This window comes from Citrobacter sp. Cc139, assembly GCF_030334645.1.
Lineage (GTDB): Bacteria > Pseudomonadota > Gammaproteobacteria > Enterobacterales > Enterobacteriaceae > Citrobacter > Citrobacter werkmanii.
Genome location: NZ_JAOWDM010000090.1, coordinates 327,886 through 347,426, shown reverse-complemented (window position 1 = coordinate 347,426; position 19,541 = coordinate 327,886). Strand labels below are relative to the sequence as shown.

Genomic DNA, 19,541 nt, shown 5'->3' with positions numbered 1-19,541 from the left:
CCGGGCAGTTCACAGCGCCCGGTTTTTTTACGTCTGCCGATTACTGATGACGCTTACGTAAGTTCTCAATCACGGTGGTCAGATCAAGCTCCTGATCCTGTAGCAGAACCAGCAGGTGGTACATCAGGTCAGAGGCTTCATTCGTCAGTTCAAAACGATCGTGCACGGTGGCGGCCAGTGCGGTTTCCACGCCTTCTTCCCCCACTTTCTGCGCAATGCGTTTGGTGCCACTGGCATACAGCTTGGCCGTGTAAGAGCTTGCCGGATCGGCGGTTTTACGCTCAGCCAGAAGTTGTTCCAGTTGATACAGGAACAGCCACTGATGACTGGTGTTAGCAAAGCAGCTTGAGGTGCCTTTGTGGCAAGTTGGCCCAATCGGGTTAACCAGCACCAGCAGGGTGTCGTTGTCGCAGTCAGGCGCGATGTTAACCACATTAAGAAAGTTGCCAGAGGTTTCACCTTTGGTCCACAGGCGTTGTTTGGTCCGCGAGAAAAAGGTTACCTTACCGCTTTCAAGCGTTTTATCCAGCGCCTCAGGGTTCATATAACCCAGCATCAATACTTCGCCGGATACCGCATGCTGCACCACGACCGGCATCAATCCGTCGGTTTTTTCCCAGTCCAGCTCGCGACATTGTTGCTTCGTTAACATATCCTGATCTCCACGCCCTGTGTTGCCAGGTACGTTTTTAACTCGCCAATATTGATAATTTGTTTGTGGAAAACGGAAGCGGCAAGCGCGCCGTCAACGTCAGCATCACGGAAGGCTTCGAGGAAGTGTTCCATGGTGCCTGCGCCACCGGAGGCAATCAGCGGTATGTGGCAAACGTCGCGCACTTTTCTCAGCTGCTCCAGGTCATAGCCGTTACGCACACCGTCCTGATTCATCATGTTCAGCACGATTTCGCCTGCGCCACGTTTCTGCACTTCCTGCACCCAATCCAGCGTTTCCCACTGCGTGATGCGGGTACGACTCTCATCACCGGTATACTGGTTAACGTGATATTTACCGGTTGCGGCGTCATACCAGGTATCGATACCCACTACGATGCACTGTACGCCAAAGCGGTCCGCCAGACGCGTGATAAGCTCCGGGTCAGCCAGCGCCGGGGAGTTGATGGAGATTTTATCTGCCCCGAAGGAGAGAATACGCGCCGCATCATCGATGGACTTAATCCCACCGGCAACGCAGAACGGAATGTCGATCACTTCCGCCACGCGCGATACCCAGCTTTTATCGACTACACGGCCATCGCTGGAGGCAGTGATATCGTAGAAGACCAGTTCATCTGCGCCTTCATCGGCATAGCGTTTTGCCAGCGGAACGATGTCGCCAATAATCTCGTGATTGCGAAACTGGACGCCTTTTACCACCTGTCCATCGCGAACATCCAGACAAGGAATTATGCGTTTTGCCAGCATTGGATGGCCTCCTCAACGGTGAACTTACCTTCCAGCAGGGCTCGTCCGACGATCACGCCGCCAACCCCAGTCCCGCGCAGGGCGGCTACGTCCTCAATTCCACCTATACCGCCAGATGACTGAAACGCCACCTGCGGATATTTAGCGCACACTTCTTCATAAAGCGCGACGTTTGAACCCGCCAGCGTACCGTCGCGGGAGATATCAGTGCACAGCACATGCTTCAGACCAACGGGTAAATAGGTTTCCACCAGCTCTTCCAGCGAAACCCCGGAATCTTCCTGCCAGCCGCTGACCGCAACCTGTTTATTACCGTGTTCGTCAATGCGTACGTCCAGCGCCAGCACCAGCGCGTCGGCGCCAAAACGGGTAAACCAGCTCTTCACTTCCTCAGGGGATTTTACCGCCGTCGAACCGACCACTACGCGCGCCACGCCGGCGTCAAGCAGTGCCGCAACGTCCGCTTCAGTACGCACACCGCCGCCAACCTGCACCGGAACATTGACGCCCGCGACCAGCGTTTTAATCAGCGGTATTTGTCGTTTCTGCGGATCTTTTGCCCCGGTCAGATCGACCAGGTGCAGTACCTGTGCGCCTTGTGCCGCGTAATCCTGCAGGCGGGGCAGTGGATCGTTGCCGTAATCACGTTGCTGTGCGTAATCACCCTGATGAAGACGCACCACCGTGCCGTCGATTAAATCTAATGCCGGAATAATCATTACATCTCCAGAAAATTTTTCAGCAACTGCGCCCCAGCCGCACCCGAACGTTCCGGGTGGAACTGCACGCCAAAGAAATTGTCCTTTTGCACTGCCGCGGTAAACGGTTCACCGTAATGACACTGGGCGATAGTCCATGGGTTCACTGGCATCGCGTAGCTGTGGACAAAGTAGAAATACGCCCCATCGTCAATACCCTGGAACAGACGATTGCCTGCTTGTGGATACACACGGTTCCAGCCCATATGCGGCAGCGGCAGGCCAAAATCGGTCATTTTGGGGACGTCCTGTTCAATAATGCCCAGCAGGGAGACACCATTACTCTCTTCGCTGCGGCGGCCAAGCAGTTGCATACCTAAGCAGATCCCCAGCACCGGTTGCGTACAGGCTTTAATCAGTTCAATAAGTTCACGCTCGTGCAACTGGTCCATGGCCGCCTGCGCAGTACCAACGCCGGGTAGAAACAGCTTATCGGCCCGGAGCACCACATCCGCATCGCGGCTGACAACCGGGTCGTATCCATGGCGCGCAACGGCGGATTTCACCGAATTCAGGTTGGCGCAGCCGGTATCCAGGATCACCACGTTCATTACAGCACTCCTTTTGAGGAGGGTAGCGTATCGCCTTCTACGCGAATCGCCTGACGCAGCGTGCGGCCAAAGGCTTTAAACAGGCTTTCCACACGGTGGTGGTCATTTTTTCCTTTGGTTTTCAGGTGCAGGGTAACGCCCATGGTGTAGGAGAGTGAGCGGAAGAAGTGTTCAATCATCTCCGTGCTCAGATCGCCAACGCGCTGGTAGGTAAACTCAGCGCGGTATTCCAGGTGCGGACGTCCGGAGATATCCAGCGCGCAACGTGCCAGACATTCGTCCATCGGCAGGACAAAACCAAAACGGTTGATACCACGTTTATCACCTAATGCCAGCTTTAAGGCCTCACCCAGCGCCAGACCGGTATCTTCTACGGTGTGGTGATCGTCAATATACAGATCGCCTTTGACGGCTATCTCCATACGGAAACCGCCGTGGGTGGCGATTTGATCCAACATGTGGTCAAAGAAGCCAACGCCAGTATTGATTTTGCTTTGACCTTCGCGGTCCAGCCAGACTTTGACGTCAATCTGCGTTTCTTTGGTATTGCGCTCAACGTGGGCGTAGCGGTCACGTTTGGTCAACTGCTCGCCGATCATCGCCCAGTTCAGGGTGTCCCGGTGATAGCGTAATCCGCTAATCCCCATGTTTTCAGCCAGTTGAATATCTGTGGCACGATCGCCAATGACGTAGCTGTTCTCGGTGTCCATAGCCTGTTCAACCAGATACTGCTCAACCAGCTTCACTTTTGGCTTACGGCAAGCACACTCATCGGCCGGCAAGTGCGGGCAAATCAGCACGTCATCAAACCTCACGCCCTGAGAGGTGAATATTTGCATCATCAGGTTATGCGGACCGTCAAAATCGGCCTGTGGAAAGCTCTGGGTTCCCAGTCCATCCTGGTTGGTGATCATCACCAGCTTAAAACCCGCTTTTTGCAGCTTCAGTAAAACGGGAACGACTTCCGGCTCAAAAGCCAGTTTGTCAAAGCGATCGACCTGAAAGTCACTTGGCGGTTCGGAAATCAGGGTTCCATCACGGTCTATAAAAAGATACTTCTGGCTCATACTTGCTCCGCACGTAAGGCGTCAATGACGCGCTGGCTCTCTTCACGGGTTCCGACAGTAATACGCAGGCAGCCGCTTAACGAAGGTTGTTTGTTCTGGTCTCGTAAGATAATGCCCTGATCCCACAAAGATTTAAATACGCTGCTGGAGGCGGTGAAGCGCGCCAGAACATAGTTGGTTTCAGAAGCGAAAACCTGTTCTACACAGCGAATTGTTTTCAGGTTCTCCACCAGGAACTGACGCTCTTGCAGGATCTGCTGGACGCGTTGGCGCATGGCGGCAACCCCTTGCGGCGTCAGCGCCTGGGCGGCGATATCCGCCACCGGTGTAGAGAGCGGGTAAGGGGCGATCACCTTTAACAGCAGATTGATAATTTCTTCATTTGCCAGCGTAAACCCGCAGCGTAAACCGGCGAGAGCAAACGCTTTGGATAGTGTGCGTAAAATTACCAGGTGCGGATATTCAGACAGCCAGCCCGCCAGCGTGGCCTGCGGGCAAAACTCGATATACGCTTCATCGGCAACCACGATAGCTTTACCCTGCGTCATATCGAGCAGCGAACGCAGATCCTGTGGCTTAATCAACTGGCCCGTTGGGTTATTAGGGCTGCATACGTAGACCACCTTCACACCATCAAGCTTGTCCGCGATACCTTGTAAATCCAGTTGCCAGTCGTCAAGTGTCGGGACGGTACGGCATTCAACGCCAATCGTTTCAGCGCTGACGCTGTACATGCCGTAAGTCGGCGGACAGTACAGAATCGCATCTTTACCCGGCTCGCAAAAAGCGCGCACCAGCAGCTCGATCCCTTCATCTGCGCCACGACTGACCAGCACCTGCTCCGGCTTGACGCCTGCATACTGCGCATAATTCTCAATCACGGCTTTCGGCTGGCACTCCGGATAGCGGTTCAGCGTTTGCTGACTTAGCTGAAACTCAACGGCGGTGGGATATTCATTCGCATTGAGCCAGACGTCACCGTTACCGCCAAGACGGCGGGCAGACTGATAAGGCGTTAACTCGCGGACATTCTTACGGGCTAAATCAGTGACGCTGAGAAAGTTGTCAGTGCTCATGCTTGCTCCTTCAGGGCGTTAACGCGCAGGGTGACGGCATTTTTGTGGGCGGTCAGCAGCTCAGCCGCGGCCAGGGTTTCAATGGTGGCGGCCAGCGCAGAGAAACCTTGTGGTGTTAATTCCTGTACGGTCATCCGTTTCTGGAAATCAGCCAGCCCCAGACTGGAACAGGTTGTGGTATAGCCGTAAGTTGGCAGCACGTGGTTAGTGCCGGAAGCATAGTCGCCTGCGGATTCCGGCGACCAGTCGCCAAGGAACACCGAACCGGCGCTGATAATGTCGTCCACCAGCTCACGTGCATTGCGGGTCTGAATGATCAGGTGCTCCGGACCGTAGGCGTTGGAGATTTCAACGCACTGTGCCAGATCTTTCGCCACGATTAAACGGCTGGCGGAGAGCGCCTGACGCGCGGTGTCGGCGCGGGACAGCTCGGCGAGCTGGCGTTCAACGGCTTCGGCCACGCCTTCGGCAAGCTTAGCGTCCGGCGTCAGCAGGATCACCTGCGAGTCCGGGCCGTGCTCGGCCTGAGAGAGCAGGTCGGAGGCGACGAAATCCGGCGTTGCGCCGCTGTCGGCGATAACCAATACTTCGGACGGTCCGGCAGGCATATCGATTGCCGCGCCGTCAAGACGCTGGCTGACCTGACGCTTGGCTTCGGTCACATAGGCGTTGCCCGGCCCAAAGATTTTATCGACTTTTGGAATAGACTCCGTGCCCAGTGCCAGCGCGGCAATGGCCTGTGCGCCGCCCACGTTAAACACTTCTTTCACGCCACAGAGTTGCGCGGCGTAGAGGATTTCATCGGCAATCGGCGGCGGCGAGCACAGCACCACTTTTTTACAGCCCGCGATACGCGCCGGGGTCGCCAGCATTAATACAGTAGAGAACAGCGGTGCCGATCCCCCTGGGATATACAGGCCCACGGAAGCGATGGGGCGGATAACCTGCTGGCAGCGCACGCCCGGCTGGGTTTCGATATCCACCGGCGGCAGGATCTGCGCGCTGTGGAAAGTATCAATATTACGTACTGCCGCCTGCATGGCTTGTTTCAGCTCGTCGCTCAGACGATTCCCGGCCTGCTGAATTTCTTCCTCAGTGACGCGCAGCGCACCGACCTCGGTTTTATCAAACTTCGCGCTGTATTCGCGCAATGCCTGGTCGCCGTTGTTTTTGACATTTTCAAGGATCTCGGCCACCGTGCGGCTAATGCTTTCAGAGGCGGAAATCGCCGGGCGCATCAGTAATTCGCGCTGCTGCTCAGGGCTACAGCTATTCCAGTCAATCAGGGTATTGAAGCTCATGGTCGTTACTCCATCATCTTCTCAATCGGCAGCACCAGAATAGAGCTGGCGCCGAGCGCTTTCAGTTTTTCCATTGTTTCCCAGAACAGGGTTTCGCTGCTGACCATGTGCATGGCCACGCGCTGCTGATCACCCGCCAGTGGCAGAATGGTTGGGCGCTCAGCGCCAGGCAGCAGGGCGATAACTTCGTCCAGACGCTCGCTCGGTGCGTGCATCATGATGTATTTGGATTCGCGAGCCTGAATAACCCCCTGGATGCGGGTCAGTAGTTTGTCGATCAGTTGCTGTTTGGCTGCGGCCATTTCGCCATCGCGCTGAATCAGACACGCTTTAGAGCGGTATATCACTTCCACTTCACGCAGACCATTAGCTTCAAGCGTCGCGCCGGTTGACACCAGATCGCAGATTGCATCGGCCAGGCCCGCGCGGGGGGCGACTTCGACAGAACCGTTTAACAGACAGGATTTAAATGACACCCCTTTTTGATCGAGGTAACGCTTGAGCAGGTGCGGGTAAGAGGTGGCGATACGCTTCCCGTTCAGTTCTGCCGGGCCATCCCAGGCTTCATCAACCGGCGTCGCCAGCGAAAGACGGCAGCCGCCGAAGTCCAGACGACGCAGGGTAAAATAGCGAGGATCTTCACCCTGTGCCCGACGGTTGAGCAGCTCTTCTTCCAGAACGTTTTCCCCAATAATGCCCAGATCAACGACGCCGTCCATCACCAGACCCGGGATATCGTCATCACGCACGCGCAGGATATCAATCGGCATATTTTCTGCCATCGCAATTAAGCGCTGGGTGTGAAGATTAATTTTAATGCCGCAACGGGCCAGTAATTCGCGTGAATCGTCGCTTAAACGGCCTGATTTCTGCATAGCTATGCGTAAACGGGTGTTGTCTAACATTGTTTGTTCCTCGTTATCCTGTCTGAATCAGTTTGGGTCACGCACAAAAAAAGCCCCCGGAAGAAATCTTCCGGGGGCTTTCTCATACGCTCATGCACCGCTGGAAGATTTAAATGTCTCCCAGCACACATCGCCTGAAAGACTAGTCAGGATGATGGTGATGATGGTGTTTAAATTGAGCGCGTGTCATAAATTTTCTCGATGAATGTTTATTCATTTGATGTCTTTTAACCTAAACCACTTTAGCTACGGAAAGCAAGGGCTTTTTTTGATCATTAATTCATTTCATATTGATACTATGAATTGTCAGCCACCGTGGGCTGGCGTAGCCTTGCGTTATAGGCCAAAAGTCAGGAGAGAAGGCATGAAAAAGGTCGCAATTGTCGGGTTAGGTTGGTTAGGCATGCCGTTAGCCATGTCGCTGGCGGCGAGAGGCTGGCAGGTTACCGGCAGCAAAACCACACTGGATGGGGTAGAAGCGGCCCGTATGAGCGGTATCGAGAGTTACTCGCTGCGCCTGGAGCCTGAACTGGTCTGTGAGGCTGACGATCTCGACGCGCTCATGGACGCTGATGCACTGGTTATAACGCTACCTGCGCGCCGTAGCGGGCCGGGGGAGACATTTTACCTGCAGGCCATGCAGGAACTGGTTGACAGTGCGCTGGCGTACCGGATCCCGCGGATTATTTTTACCAGCTCGACGTCGGTCTATGGCGATGTCCAGGGCATCGTGAAAGAGGGGACGCCGCGTAACCCGGTCACCGCCAGCGGGCGTGTTCTGAAAGATCTTGAAGACTGGTTGCATAACCTGCCTGGCACCTCGGTAGATATTCTGCGTCTGGCCGGACTGGTTGGCCCGGGAAGACATCCCGGCCGCTTTTTCGCTGGAAAGACGGCGCCAGATGGACACCATGGCGTCAATCTGGTGCACCTGGATGATGTCGTTTCTGCCATCACGTTGCTGCTGCAAGCGCCCAAAGGGGGACACATCTATAATATATGTGCGCCTATGCATCCGGCGCGTAACGTGTTCTATCCGCAGATGGCCCGCCAGTTGGGGATGGAACCGCCGGAATTTCGCGGCGGTGCGGATAACGGTAAAGGTAAAGTCATTGATGGCAGCCGTATTTGTAATGAGCTTGGATTTGAGTACCAGTATCCCGATCCGCTGGTGATGCCGATGGAGTGACAGGCCAGCAGAGTGTCGCTGTATACCGCCAGGGGGCGAGTATGAAACCACTGCTGGACGTTCTTATCATCCTCGATGCGTTAGAAAAAGAGGGCAGTTTCGCGGCGGCGTCGGCAAAATTGTATAAGACGCCGTCTGCGCTTAGCTACACCGTCCATAAACTGGAAAGCGATCTTAATATTCAGTTATTAGATCGCAGTGGGCACCGGGCTAAGTTTACCCGCACCGGTCAAATGCTGCTGGAAAAGGGGCGAGAGGTATTGCACTCCGTCCGCGAACTCGAAAAGCAAGCCATTAAACTTCATGAAGGCTGGGAGAATGAACTGGTCATCGGCGTCGATGATACGTTTCCCTTTTCACTGCTGGCCCCCCTTATCGAATCCTTCTATCAACATCACAGTGTGACGCGCCTGAAGTTTATTAACGGCGTGCTGGGTGGTTCCTGGGATGCACTTACTCAGGGGCGGGCGGATATTATTGTCGGCGCTATGCACGAACCGCCGGCGGGGAGCGAATTTGGTTTTGCGCGGCTTGGCGCGCTGGAACAGGTGTTTGTGGTTGCGCCGCATCATCCGCTGGCACAGGAACAGGAACCGTTACATCGGCGTACTATTCGACGATTTCGCGCCATCGTGGTGGGAGAGAATGCGCATCAAGCGAACATCTCCGGCGTTCAGGTGTTGGACGATCAGGAAGCGATTACCGTTTTTGACTTCAAAACCAAGCTGGAGCTGCAAATCAGTGGTCTGGGATGCGGATATATTCCCCGTTATCTGGCGCAGCGATTTTTGGACAGCGGCGCGCTGATTGAGAAGAAAGTGGTCGGACAAATTCTGTTTGAACCCGTGTGGATAGGGTGGAATGAACAGACCGCCGGGCTTGCCAGCGCCTGGTGGCGGGACGAGATTTTAGCAAATAGTGCTATTGCCGGGGTGTACGTTAAAACGGATGCTGATAAATCAATCAGTTGAGAAAAAATATTTTTTTACAGTTGCTTCAATCTCTTGTTATTTCTCCCCAAATTAGTGCAAAATACGCCGCTTGCAAAAAATGACATTAACCGACGTTTTAATACGCGTCGGTTATTTTTTTGCATCAAACCAATCATTCATAAAAGAGGCCGGGCTTCGTACCGGATAGATACTTACTTAAAAATCGACAGTTGTTGTCGCTGAGGATTAACAAAAAATGGGGCAATTTTTTGCTTACGCGACGGTTTTCGCCGTAATGGAGGATAACCATGTCGCATAACGCTACTCCAAACACCTCTCGCGTGGAATTACGTAAAACGCTTACGCTGGTTCCGGTTGTCATGATGGGCCTTGCCTATATGCAGCCGATGACGCTGTTCGATACATTCGGTATCGTCTCAGGAATGACCGATGGTCACGTCCCGACAGCTTACGCCTTCGCACTGATCGCCATCCTCTTTACCGCACTAAGCTACGGTAAGCTGGTACGCCGCTATCCGTCCGCAGGCTCTGCCTACACTTACGCTCAGAAATCCATTAGCCCGACCGTTGGTTTTATGGTTGGCTGGTCATCGCTGCTGGACTACCTGTTCGCGCCGATGATCAACATTCTGTTGGCGAAAATTTATTTTGAAGCGCTGGTGCCTTCGATTCCATCGTGGATGTTCGTGGTGGCGCTGGTGGCCTTTATGACCGCCTTCAACCTGCGTAGCCTCAAGTCCGTCGCTAATTTCAACACCGTGATCGTGTTGTTGCAGGTGGTGCTGATTGCAGTGATCCTCGGCATGGTCGTTTATGGCGTGTTCGAAGGGGAAGGCGCCGGTACGCTGGCGAGCAGCCGTCCGTTCTGGTCGGGTGATGCGCACGTGATCCCGATGATCACAGGGGCTACCATTCTGTGCTTCTCGTTCACCGGGTTTGACGGTATCAGCAACCTGTCAGAAGAAACCAAAGATGCTGAGCGCGTGATCCCGCGTGCGATTTTCCTGACTGCGCTGATTGGTGGCCTGATCTTTATCGTCTCCACTTATCTGTTGCAGTTGTACTTCCCGGATATCTCGCGCTTTAAGGATCCGGATGCTTCGCAGCCGGAAATCATGCTGTATGTTGCTGGTAAGTTCTTCCAGGTCGGCGCGCTGATTTTCTCTACCATTACCGTACTGGCATCCGGTATGGCGGCGCATGCAGGCGTTGCGCGTCTGATGTACGTGATGGGTCGTGACGGCGTATTCCCGAAAAGTTTCTTCGGTTATGTACACCCGAAATGGCGTACTCCGTCCATGAACATCATTCTGGTTGGTGCGATTGCTTTGCTGGCAATCAACTTCGACCTGGTGATGGCGACGGCGCTGATTAACTTTGGTGCGCTGGTGGCGTTTACCTTCGTTAACCTGTCGGTAATCTCCCAGTTCTGGATCCGTGAGAAGCGTAACAAGACGCTGAAAGATCACTTCCAGTACCTGTTCCTGCCAATGTGCGGTGCGCTGACCGTTGGCGCGCTGTGGGTGAACCTGGAAGAAAGCTCAATGGTTCTGGGCCTGATCTGGGCGGGTATCGGTCTGATCTACCTGGCGTGCGTGACCAAAAGCTTCCGCAACCCGGTACCGCAGTACGACGAAGATATCGCGTAATAACTGCATTTAGCTGAAAAAAAACGGAGACATGTTCTCCGTTTTTTTATACGTGGGATTTAGACAATCTCTTGCGCATATTGCCAGAGTGCTTTCAGCAGCGTCAGCTTCTCTTTGTTATCCGCATAATGCTGACTCAGCATCTGTAATTCATTGGCGTAATTTTGCAAAAACTCCGGCGTGAATACCTGACGACGATGGTCCAGCCAGCGCTGTTGTTCGGCTTCATCCAGCGTTCCAGGGAAGTTACGCGCGCGGTAGTTAAACAGCAGCTTTTCAATGCGTTTATCGACAAAGGTGATATCCAGCGCCGGTAAATTTCGCGGTTCGGTTTCCAGAACGATTTTCATCGCAGCGCGGTCGGCATCGCTGAAAAAGCCGTTGTACAGCTGGGCATCTACGTTATCCGATGGCGCAAAGGGTTCCGCCTCGGCAAAGATAGCCACGACCTTATCGCGTACCTGTGGGTTTTCGCGCAGAATTTTGAGATTATCCAGACAATGTTGGCGGTTAATACCGAGACGATCGGCATCTTCCGGGCGCAGGGTGTTCGCCTGTGCCAGTACCGGACATTTGTTGATGTGCACCAGTTTAACCGGCACTGCGGGGTTATCTCCCAGATCTGCCTTAGCGGTATAGAGCCGCTCACGCAGCGCGTCGCTGTCCAGTTCGAGCAGCGGTGAAATATCACCGGCTAAGTCGACCATGATAACCGCGTTGCGATTTTCCGGATGCCAGGCCAGTGGCGCCACCCAACTGGTGTTACCGCGCCATGCGCCGAACATGCCCGAGACATGGACCAGCGGCTTCATCTGCGGCACATCAATTAGCGCCGCCAGTTTGTGCTTATTACGATGGCTATAGAGATACTCAAACAGACGTGGCTGGCGTGACTTGACTAATTGCGCCATCGCAATCGTGGCATACACATCGGCCATTGCATCGTGGGCGTTGGCATGCTCAATCCCATTCGCTTTGGTCAAATGTTCCAGGCGGAAGCTTGGCAAGCCATCGTCGTTTTCCGGCCAGTTAATACCTTCAGGACGCAGGGCATAGCAGGCACGCATTACATCCAGCAGATCCCAGCGCGAATTATCGTTCTGCCAGCTCCAGGCATAGGGATCATAGAAATTGCGATACAGGATATTTCGCGTCACTTCATCATCGAAGCGCACGTTGTTATAGCCCAGAATACAGGTTTTCGGTACGGTAAACAGGGCGTGAATACGCGCAGCAAAAGCAGCTTCATTTTCTCCCTTTTCACGTGCTTCTTGCGGCGTGATGCCGGTAATCAGTACCGCCTCGGGCTGTGGTAGATAATCATCTGCGGGTTTGCAATAAAAGACTTCAGGTTCACCGATAATGTTGAAATCATTATCTGTGCGGATAGCCGCAAATTGCGCGGGTCTGTCCAGCGCCGGATGGGTACCAAAAGTCTCGTAATCGTGGAAGAGAAAACCAGGTTGCTGCTTGCCGTCATTCATTGTTCAGTTATGTCCGGGATCAATTTAGCGCTTATCCAAGAATACCAAAAAATAGCGAGGTAATCAGCAAGAGGATTATCGATGCGGAATGGCCTACGCAAGAAAATTGCGCTAAACACGGCTTTGAACGAATGATTAATTATTTTCGTACCATTAAAGGAAATTACTGGAATAAACTTTCTTAAAATCACACTCTGGGAAATAAGTTAATTGATAACCATTATTGTTATTTCATTTTCTGTTTTCTGGATGTTTTAAAAGTCTTTTAAAAACAACGGCCTTATATTTCTATTAATGCGCTTGTATGCATTGTAATAAAATGTGAGTGAGGTTAAAAATTAATAATATAAACTCCATATAATAATTGGATATATCTAATAACAGGAGGTTATATGAGCATAAGTCGGCGTAATTTTTTACGAGGGGTGGGTATAGGTTGCTCAGCCTGTGCGATAGGCAGTTTTCCACCAGGCGCACTGGCGCGGAATTCTCCCGAGCACATAAAAGGGAAAACATCCCTGACGCCAAGTTTGTGCGAAATGTGTTCTTTTCGCTGCCCAATTCAGGCTCAGGTAATTAATAATAAGACGGTTTTTATTCAAGGAAACCCTAATGCGCCTCAGCAGGGGACGCGTGTCTGCGCGCGCGGAGGCAGCGGTGTTAGCCTGGTCAACGACCCGCATCGTATTGTTAAACCGATGAAACGCACAGGACCTCGCGGGAGCGGTGAGTGGCAGGTAATTAGCTGGCAGCAGGCATATAAAGAAATTGCCGAAAAAATGACGGCAATAAAAGCGCAGCATGGTCCTGAGGGGGTCGTATTCTCTTCCAAGTCTGGTTCGCTTTCCGGCCATTTATTTCACCTCGCGACGGCTTTTGGATCGCCGAACACGTTTACTCACGCCTCGACATGCCCCGCCGGAAAAGCGATTGCCGCTAAAGTTATGATGGGTGGCGATTTAGCCATGGATATCGTCAATACCCGTTATATGGTCTCTTTTGGCCATAACCTCTATGAAGGCATTGAGGTTGCCGACACCCATGAACTGATGACCGCGCAGGAAAAGGGCGCGAAAATGGTCAGCTTTGATCCCCGTTTATCCGTCTTCTCCAGCAAAGCGGATGAATGGCATGCGCTTAAGCCTGGCGGTGACCTACCGGTGCTGATGGCCATGTGTCATGTCATGATCAAAGAAAATCTGTATGACGCAGACTTTGTGGCACGCTACACCACAGGGTTTGACCAACTGGCTGAGGCGGTCCAGGAGACCACGCCGGAATGGGCGCAAAAGCTCGCTGATGTGCCTGCCGATGTGATTATCCGGGTCACCCGCGAAATGGCCGCCTGCGCGCCTCACGCCATTGTCAGTCCGGGTCATCGTGCGACGTTTTCGCAAGAAGAAATTGATATGCGGCGCATGATTTTCACCCTCAATGTGTTACTTGGAAATATTGAGCGTGAGGGTGGGTTGTATCAGAAAAAAGCGGCGGCAACGTACAATAAGCTGGCCGGAGAGAAAGTCGCTCCCGTGCTGGCAAAACCCGATGCCAAATTACCCAAGCCAACGGCGCAGCGTATCGATCTGGTGGCCCCGCAGTTCAAGTACATCGCGGCCGGCGGCGGCGTAGTGCAAAGCATTATTGATGCCGTCTTAAAGCAAACGCCGTATCCGGTGAAGGGATGGATCATGTCCCGACACAACCCTTTCCAGACCGTGACCTGTCGACCAGACCTGGTCAAGACCGTTGAACAGCTCGACCTGGTGGTCAGTTGCGATGTTTATTTAAGCGAAAGCGCGGCGTATGCCGATTATCTTTTGCCTGAATGTACTTACCTTGAGCGCGATGAAGAAGTTTCTGATATGTCGGGCCTGAATCCAGCCTATGCCCTGCGTCAGCAGGTTGTTGAGCCTATTGGTGAAGCGCGTCCGAGCTGGCAAATCTGGAAAGAACTGGCTGTTCAGTTAGGCCTTGGGCAATTCTACCCATGGCAGGATATGCAAACGCGCCAGCTGTACCAGCTTAATGGCGATCATGCGTTATCTGCTGAGTTACGTCAGAAAGGGTATCGCGAGTGGGGTGTTCCGCTATTGCTGCGCGAACCCGAAGCGGTGCGTCAGTTTGTGGCGCGCTATCCGGGCGCGGTAGCGGTTGATAGCGACGGCACCTATGGCGAGCAGCTGCGTTTTAAATCCCCGTCAGGAAAAATCGAACTCTACTCTGCCGAGCTGGAAACACTCCTGCCAGGCTACGGTGTTCCTCGCGCCCGCAATTTTGCGCTCAAAGGCGACAATGAACTCTATTTTATTCAGGGCAAAGTGGCGGTTCATACCAATGGCGCAACGCAATATGTGCCACTGCTGAGTGAGCTGATGTGGGACAACGCGGTGTGGATCCACCCGCAAACGGCCCGTGAAAAAGGCATCAAAAGCGGCGATGACATCTGGCTGGAAAATGCAACCGGTAAGGAAAAAGGCAAAGCGCTGGTCACCGCCGGTATTCGACCCGATACGCTATTCGTCTATATGGGATTTGGCGCCAAGGCAGGAGCCAAAACAGCCGCGACGACGCACGGTATTCATTGCGGTAATTTGCTTCCGCATGTCACCAGTCCGGTGTCAGGTACGGTGGTCCACACCGCTGGCGTTACGCTTCGTCGGGCATGAGAAAGGAGTACATCATGAATCAATCAACAAACCCTTATGTCATGCTGCATGACGAAAAACGCTGCATTGGTTGTCAGGCGTGTACGGTTGCCTGCAAGGTACTGAATGACGTGCCTGAAGGTTTTAGCCGCTTACAGGTGCAGATCCGTTCACCGGAACATGAACCCGAGGCGCTTTCCCATTTTCAGTTTGTTCGTGTTTCTTGCCAGCATTGTGAAGATGCGCCGTGCGTCAGCGTTTGTCCAACCGGTGCATCATTCCGCGATGAAAACGGCATTGTGCAGGTGGATAAGTCCCGCTGTATTGGCTGTGACTACTGCGTCGCTGCTTGTCCGTTCCATGTGCGCTACCTCAATCCACAAACGGGAATCGCAGACAAATGTAATTTCTGCGCGGATACCCGTCTGGATGTTGAACAGTCGCCCGCCTGCGTTTCCGTTTGTCCGACGGATGCGTTGAAGTTTGGTCGTCGTGATGACCCGGAAATCCAGCACTGGATCAATCAAAAAGAGGTTTATCGCCAGCAGGATACGCGTAGTGGCCCGGTGAGTGTTTATCGGCGTAAAGAGATCCATCAGGAGGGTAAAGTATGAATTCTATCTGGGGAGCGGAACTTAACTATGCGCCGGACTACTGGCCGCTGTGGCTCATTTATGCGGGCGTTATTGTTGTGCTGATGATTGCAGGGCTGATCACGCACGCGCTGTTACGTCGGATGCTGGCGCCAAAAACGGTAACCGGAGAGGAGCACCGGGAGTACCTCTATTCGCTGGCTGTTCGCCGTTGGCACTGGGGAAATGCGCTGCTCTTTATTCTGCTTTTGCTGAGCGGCCTGTTTGGCCACTTCTCTGTCGGGCCGGTAGTGTTGATGGTGCAGGTACATACCTGGTGCGGCTTCGCATTGCTGGCCTTCTGGATTGGCTTTGTGTTAATAAACGCAATCAGCGGCAACGGCTGCCATTATCGCGTGAAGTTAAACGGGGTGATATCACGCTGCCTACTGCAAACGCGTTTTTATCTGTATGGCATCATGAAAGGCGAGCCGCACCCGTTTGCCGCAACGGCAAAGGATAAATTTAACCCACTGCAACAACTGGCCTACCTGGCCATTATGTACGCGCTGGTTCCGCTGTTGATCATCACCGGGTTGTTATGCCTCTACCCGCAGGTGTCAGGAGCGGGGCCGATAATGCTGGTGCTGCATATGGCGCTAGCGATTGTCGGCTTACTGTTCATCTGCGCACATATTTACCTGTGTACGCTGGGCGACACGCCAGGGCAAATTTTCCGCAGTATGATCGACGGCTACCATCGCCATCGCAGCCATCACGCAGAGACTGCGCCACGCAAAGGATAATTTCGCGCGCGGTTTGTCTCTGACAGCCTTGTATGACAGCAAGAAAATGTGCCTTATGTCACATTTTCTTGCAATTTATTCAAGTTTGTTCGACAGAACTTCCGTAAAAAGAACGGCTATTCATCCCTTTTCTGAGGACATGCTGTTGAAACGCCGTTTGTTTATTGCCGCTTCACTATTCACGATGAGTTTTACGTCCGCCTGGGCGACCGATGCCGCCAGCTTCGCCCCACAGCCGCCTGCGATAAATGCCGGGGCGTGGGTATTAATGGATTACACCACGGGCCAAATTCTGACAGCCGGTAATGAACACCAGCAACGTAACCCCGCCAGTCTGACCAAGCTGATGACCGGCTATGTTGTTGACCGCGCAATCGACAGTAAGCGCATTAGTCCAACCGATATTGTCACCGTTGGGCGCGATGCCTGGGCGAAAGACAATCCGGTATTCGTCGGTTCATCCTTGATGTTCCTGAAACAAGGCGATCGCGTTTCGGTGCGCGACCTCAGCCGCGGGCTAATTGTTGATTCCGGGAATGATGCCTGCGTGGCGCTGGCTGATTACATCGCCGGGGGACAACCGCAGTTTGTGGCGATGATGAACAACTATGCGCAAAAGCTGAACCTGCAGGATACCCATTTTGAAACGGTTCATGGTCTGGATGCGCCAGGTCAGCATAGCTCTGCTTACGATCTGGCCGTATTGTCGCGAGCTATCATCCATGGTGAACCGGATTTCTACCATATGTACAGTGAGAAAAGCCTTACCTGGAACGGAATCACGCAGCAAAACCGTAATGGCCTGTTGTGGGATAAAACCATGAACGTGGATGGTCTGAAGACAGGGCATACGTCCGGTGCCGGGTTCAATCTGATCGCTTCCGCCGTTGATGGACAACGTCGACTGATTGCGGTTGTGATGGGGGCGGAGAGTGCGAAAGGCCGTGAAGACCAGGCGCGTAAGCTGCTGCAATGGGGACAACAAAACTTCGATACGGTGCAGGTTTTGCGTAGCGGTAAGCAGGTCGGTACTGAACGGATCTGGTATGGCGACAAAGAAAAAATCAGCCTGGGCACCGAGCAGGATTTCTGGATGGCCCTGCCTAAAGCGGAAGTGGCTAACATTAAAGCAAAATATGTCCTTGATAAGAAAGAACTGGTTGCACCAATCGCGGCACATCAGCGTGTGGGTGAAATTGAACTCTACGATCGGGATAAGCTGGTGGCGCACTGGCCTCTGGTTACGCTGGAGTCCGTCAGTGAAGGTGGCGTTTTCTCGCGTCTGAGCGATTATTTCCACCACAAGGCGTAATTATTTCCTGGAATACCTGACTGGCAAGAGTGCGAATCTGCTCACATAATAATCACTATTTACTTGTGGCCGTAATACCTAAAAATTAAACTGTATATACATACAGTGTAATCACGGAGGTTATATGGAGTACGAGATTAAACAGGTCGATAAACGCAGGATTGCCGGTTTTCACATGGTTGGTCCGTGGGAACAAACGGTAAAGCAAGGTTTTGAGCAGTTAATGAAGTGGGTCGACGGGAAGCAAATTGTTCCGCTGGAATGGATAGCCGTTTATTACGACAATCCTGACGTTGTCCCGGCGGAGAAACTGCGTTGCGACACCGTGGTATCTGTGCCTGAAGATTTTGCGATCCCGGAAAACAGCGAAGGGGTGATCCTGACCGAAGTGGCGGGTGGCGACTATGCTGTTGCCGTTGCGCGTGTAGAAAATCATGATTTTGCCACTCCCTGGTATCAGTTCTTTGACCGCCTGTTGCAGGATACGACTTTCGAAATAGCTGCTAAACCCTGCTTTGAAGTGTACATGAACAATGGCATCGAGGATGGCTACTGGGACATTGAAATGTACATACCGGTGCAGTCGAAGTAACTGTTTTTGATGCAAATCAGGATGATATTTTCAGGCAATAAACGAGTATAATCTTGTTCTTTGCTATTCGCTGACGGAGTGCATGAGTGCGTGCCAATAAGTCACTGAGCCCTTTTGAAATTCGTTTGTATCGTCATTATCGTGTAGTGCACGGTATTCGCATTGCGCTTGCGTTTATTCTCACTTTTCTGTTGGTACGCCTGTTAAACATTCCTGAAGGTACATGGCCTCTGATCACGCTGGTGGTGATCATGGGGCCTATTTCTTTTTGGGGGAACGTTGTTCCCAGAGCTTTTGAACGTATTGGCGGCACGATCCTGGGATCGGTGCTTGGGCTGGTGGCCCTGCGTCTGGAGCTTTTTTCGCTTCCGCTGATGCTGATATGGTGCGCGGTGGCGATGTTTCTCTGCGGTTGGCTGGCATTGGGCAAAAAACCGTATCAGGCGCTGTTGATTGGTATTACGCTTGCCGTTGTAGTGGGTGCTCCCGCTGGGGATATGAATACGGCGTTATGGCGTGGCGGCGACGTTATTCTTGGATCGTTGCTGGCAATGCTGTTTACCGGCGTGTGGCCACAACGGGCATTTATACACTGGCGTATTCAACTGGCGCATTGCGTAACGGGGTACAATCGGGTGTACCAGGCGGCGCTCTCCCCCAATCTGCTTGAACAACCGCGACTGGAGAAGCATTTACAACAGCTGTTGAGCGAGGTTGTCAAAATGCGCGGGCTCATCGTCCCTGCCAGTAAAGAAACGCATATTCAAAAATCCATTTTTGAAGCTATTCAGACGGTTAATCGTAACCTCGTCTGCATGCTCGAGTTGCAAATCAATGCGCTCTGGGCCAGCCGTACCAGTCACTTTGTTATGTTGAATGCGCATACTTTGCGTGAAACCCAGCTCAGGACGCAGCAGGCGCTACTGACAATAACGCATGCATTATATGAAGGTAATCCGCAGCCAGTACTTGCCAATACGGAGAAGCTCAATGATACCGTGGTGGAGCTGCGTCAGCTTATCGCTGAGCATAAGGGCAATAATGTCGCGGAAACGCCTATTCACGGCTACGTTTGGTTGAATATGGAGATGGCGCGACAGCTGGAGTTACTTTCTCATTTAATCTGTCGCGCGCTGCGCAAATAAAGAGCAGATGAGGGGATTGGTTTCACTGCTGCTTCGATTCAGCAACGATTAGAGGTATGATACTGAAAAAGGCTAAAACCATTGGTAACTGCAATGGCTTTACCCTCGATAATT

The 19,541-nt window shown here is 52.8% G+C and carries 19 protein-coding genes, 1 pseudogene and 1 other annotated feature; of the genes and pseudogenes, 10 read left to right on the top strand and 10 right to left on the bottom strand.

Annotation, left to right across the window (positions count from 1 at the left end):
• Positions 1-40 precede the first annotated feature (40 nt).
• From hisIE to hisL, 9 genes are all read right to left on the bottom strand, one after another.
• The gene (gene hisIE, locus OGV69_RS18090) at positions 41-652 is read right to left on the bottom strand and encodes a bifunctional phosphoribosyl-AMP cyclohydrolase/phosphoribosyl-ATP diphosphatase HisIE (protein WP_069323517.1); all 612 of its coding nucleotides are present in this window, start codon (positions 650-652) and stop codon (positions 41-43) included.
• Positions 646-1,422: an imidazole glycerol phosphate synthase subunit HisF gene (hisF, locus tag OGV69_RS18085; protein WP_069323518.1), complete on the bottom strand. Its 777-nt coding sequence runs from the start codon at positions 1,420-1,422 to the stop codon at positions 646-648. The genes hisIE and hisF overlap by 7 nt, the downstream gene beginning before the upstream one ends.
• Positions 1,404-2,141, bottom strand: a complete 738-nt coding sequence (gene hisA, locus OGV69_RS18080; protein WP_069323519.1) for a 1-(5-phosphoribosyl)-5-[(5-phosphoribosylamino)methylideneamino]imidazole-4-carboxamide isomerase — start codon at positions 2,139-2,141, stop codon at positions 1,404-1,406. Before hisA ends, hisF begins: the two co-directional genes overlap by 19 nt.
• The gene (hisH, locus tag OGV69_RS18075) at positions 2,141-2,731 is read right to left on the bottom strand and encodes an imidazole glycerol phosphate synthase subunit HisH (RefSeq protein ID WP_038641727.1); all 591 of its coding nucleotides are present in this window, start codon (positions 2,729-2,731) and stop codon (positions 2,141-2,143) included. Before hisH ends, hisA begins: the two co-directional genes overlap by 1 nt.
• Complete coding sequence (gene hisB / locus OGV69_RS18070; protein ID WP_069323520.1) at positions 2,731-3,798, bottom strand: bifunctional histidinol-phosphatase/imidazoleglycerol-phosphate dehydratase HisB; 1,068 nt, start codon at positions 3,796-3,798, stop codon at positions 2,731-2,733. The genes hisH and hisB overlap by 1 nt, the downstream gene beginning before the upstream one ends.
• Complete coding sequence (gene hisC / locus OGV69_RS18065; RefSeq protein WP_069323521.1) at positions 3,795-4,874, bottom strand: histidinol-phosphate transaminase; 1,080 nt, start codon at positions 4,872-4,874, stop codon at positions 3,795-3,797. Before hisC ends, hisB begins: the two co-directional genes overlap by 4 nt.
• Entirely contained in the window at positions 4,871-6,175 is a 1,305-nt protein-coding gene (gene hisD / locus OGV69_RS18060) for a histidinol dehydrogenase (RefSeq protein WP_038641720.1), read from the bottom strand. The genes hisC and hisD overlap by 4 nt, the downstream gene beginning before the upstream one ends.
• A gap of 5 nt (positions 6,176-6,180) precedes the next feature.
• Positions 6,181-7,080 (bottom strand): ATP phosphoribosyltransferase, encoded by a 900-nt coding sequence (gene hisG / locus OGV69_RS18055; protein ID WP_038641718.1) that lies wholly within the window; start codon positions 7,078-7,080, stop codon positions 6,181-6,183.
• 44 nt (positions 7,081-7,124) lie between these two features.
• Positions 7,125-7,247 (bottom strand) — a sequence feature (His leader region).
• Positions 7,223-7,270, bottom strand: a complete 48-nt coding sequence (gene hisL / locus OGV69_RS18050; protein ID WP_100250077.1) for a his operon leader peptide — start codon at positions 7,268-7,270, stop codon at positions 7,223-7,225. It overlaps the preceding feature by 25 nt.
• 174 nt (positions 7,271-7,444) lie before the next feature.
• On the opposite strand from hisL, the gene OGV69_RS18045 reads away from it, so the two are divergent.
• From OGV69_RS18045 to plaP, 4 genes and pseudogenes are all read left to right on the top strand, one after another.
• Positions 7,445-8,269, top strand: a complete 825-nt coding sequence (locus OGV69_RS18045) for an SDR family oxidoreductase (RefSeq protein WP_069323522.1) — start codon at positions 7,445-7,447, stop codon at positions 8,267-8,269.
• Positions 8,270-8,310: 41 nt separating this feature from the next.
• Positions 8,311-9,295 (top strand): annotated as a pseudogene (locus tag OGV69_RS18040) (LysR substrate-binding domain-containing protein).
• A gap of 162 nt (positions 9,296-9,457) precedes the next feature.
• Positions 9,458-9,520, top strand: a complete 63-nt coding sequence (gene yoeI / locus OGV69_RS25230) for a membrane protein YoeI (protein ID WP_110498811.1) — start codon at positions 9,458-9,460, stop codon at positions 9,518-9,520.
• Entirely contained in the window at positions 9,510-10,871 is a 1,362-nt protein-coding gene (gene plaP, locus OGV69_RS18035) for a putrescine/proton symporter PlaP (protein WP_003030167.1), read from the top strand. The genes yoeI and plaP overlap by 11 nt, the downstream gene beginning before the upstream one ends.
• Positions 10,872-10,930: 59 nt before the next feature.
• Here the strand turns inward: plaP and sbcB are convergent, their stop codons facing one another.
• Complete coding sequence (sbcB, locus tag OGV69_RS18030; RefSeq protein WP_038641712.1) at positions 10,931-12,355, bottom strand: exodeoxyribonuclease I; 1,425 nt, start codon at positions 12,353-12,355, stop codon at positions 10,931-10,933.
• A 392-nt stretch (positions 12,356-12,747) separates the two neighbouring features.
• Between sbcB and phsA the strand changes: the two genes are divergently transcribed.
• The 6 genes from phsA (at position 12,748) to OGV69_RS18000 (ending at position 19,427) form a co-directional block, all read left to right on the top strand.
• Positions 12,748-15,021 (top strand): thiosulfate reductase PhsA, encoded by a 2,274-nt coding sequence (gene phsA, locus OGV69_RS18025; protein ID WP_069323524.1) that lies wholly within the window; start codon positions 12,748-12,750, stop codon positions 15,019-15,021.
• Between the two features lie 14 nt (positions 15,022-15,035).
• Positions 15,036-15,614 carry a thiosulfate reductase electron transport protein PhsB gene (phsB, locus tag OGV69_RS18020; protein WP_069323525.1) on the top strand — a complete coding sequence of 193 codons (579 nt, stop codon included), beginning with the start codon at positions 15,036-15,038 and terminating at the stop codon, positions 15,612-15,614.
• Positions 15,611-16,378 carry a thiosulfate reductase cytochrome B subunit gene (gene phsC, locus OGV69_RS18015; RefSeq protein ID WP_069323526.1) on the top strand — a complete coding sequence of 256 codons (768 nt, stop codon included), beginning with the start codon at positions 15,611-15,613 and terminating at the stop codon, positions 16,376-16,378. Before phsB ends, phsC begins: the two co-directional genes overlap by 4 nt.
• Positions 16,379-16,517: 139 nt before the next feature.
• On the top strand, positions 16,518-17,690 hold the full coding sequence (dacD, locus tag OGV69_RS18010) for a serine-type D-Ala-D-Ala carboxypeptidase DacD (protein ID WP_069323527.1): 1,173 nt from the start codon (positions 16,518-16,520) through the stop codon (positions 17,688-17,690).
• Positions 17,691-17,814: 124 nt separating this feature from the next.
• A complete protein-coding gene (gene sbmC, locus OGV69_RS18005) occupies positions 17,815-18,282 on the top strand; it encodes a DNA gyrase inhibitor SbmC (protein ID WP_069323528.1) in 468 nt (155 codons plus the stop codon).
• An 86-nt stretch (positions 18,283-18,368) separates the two neighbouring features.
• Entirely contained in the window at positions 18,369-19,427 is a 1,059-nt protein-coding gene (locus OGV69_RS18000) for an FUSC family protein (RefSeq protein ID WP_069323529.1), read from the top strand.
• The last annotated feature ends 114 nt before the right edge of the window (positions 19,428-19,541 follow it).

Bases quoted from the DNA above. Each gene is read 5' to 3' on its own strand.
- hisIE (WP_069323517.1), bottom strand. From the start codon at position 652: ATGTTAACGAAGCAACAATGTCGCGAGCTGGACTGGGAAAAAACCGAC.
- hisF (WP_069323518.1), bottom strand. From the start codon at position 1,422: ATGCTGGCAAAACGCATAATTCCTTGTCTGGATGTTCGCGATGGACAG.
- hisA (WP_069323519.1), bottom strand. From the start codon at position 2,141: ATGATTATTCCGGCATTAGATTTAATCGACGGCACGGTGGTGCGTCTT.
- hisH (WP_038641727.1), bottom strand. From the start codon at position 2,731: ATGAACGTGGTGATCCTGGATACCGGCTGCGCCAACCTGAATTCGGTG.
- hisB (WP_069323520.1), bottom strand. From the start codon at position 3,798: ATGAGCCAGAAGTATCTTTTTATAGACCGTGATGGAACCCTGATTTCC.
- hisC (WP_069323521.1), bottom strand. From the start codon at position 4,874: ATGAGCACTGACAACTTTCTCAGCGTCACTGATTTAGCCCGTAAGAAT.
- hisD (WP_038641720.1), bottom strand. From the start codon at position 6,175: ATGAGCTTCAATACCCTGATTGACTGGAATAGCTGTAGCCCTGAGCAG.
- hisG (WP_038641718.1), bottom strand. From the start codon at position 7,080: ATGTTAGACAACACCCGTTTACGCATAGCTATGCAGAAATCAGGCCGT.
- OGV69_RS18045 (WP_069323522.1), top strand. From the start codon at position 7,445: ATGAAAAAGGTCGCAATTGTCGGGTTAGGTTGGTTAGGCATGCCGTTA.
- plaP (WP_003030167.1), top strand. From the start codon at position 9,510: ATGTCGCATAACGCTACTCCAAACACCTCTCGCGTGGAATTACGTAAA.
- sbcB (WP_038641712.1), bottom strand. From the start codon at position 12,355: ATGAATGACGGCAAGCAGCAACCTGGTTTTCTCTTCCACGATTACGAG.
- phsA (WP_069323524.1), top strand. From the start codon at position 12,748: ATGAGCATAAGTCGGCGTAATTTTTTACGAGGGGTGGGTATAGGTTGC.
- phsB (WP_069323525.1), top strand. From the start codon at position 15,036: ATGAATCAATCAACAAACCCTTATGTCATGCTGCATGACGAAAAACGC.
- phsC (WP_069323526.1), top strand. From the start codon at position 15,611: ATGAATTCTATCTGGGGAGCGGAACTTAACTATGCGCCGGACTACTGG.
- dacD (WP_069323527.1), top strand. From the start codon at position 16,518: ATGCTGTTGAAACGCCGTTTGTTTATTGCCGCTTCACTATTCACGATG.
- sbmC (WP_069323528.1), top strand. From the start codon at position 17,815: ATGGAGTACGAGATTAAACAGGTCGATAAACGCAGGATTGCCGGTTTT.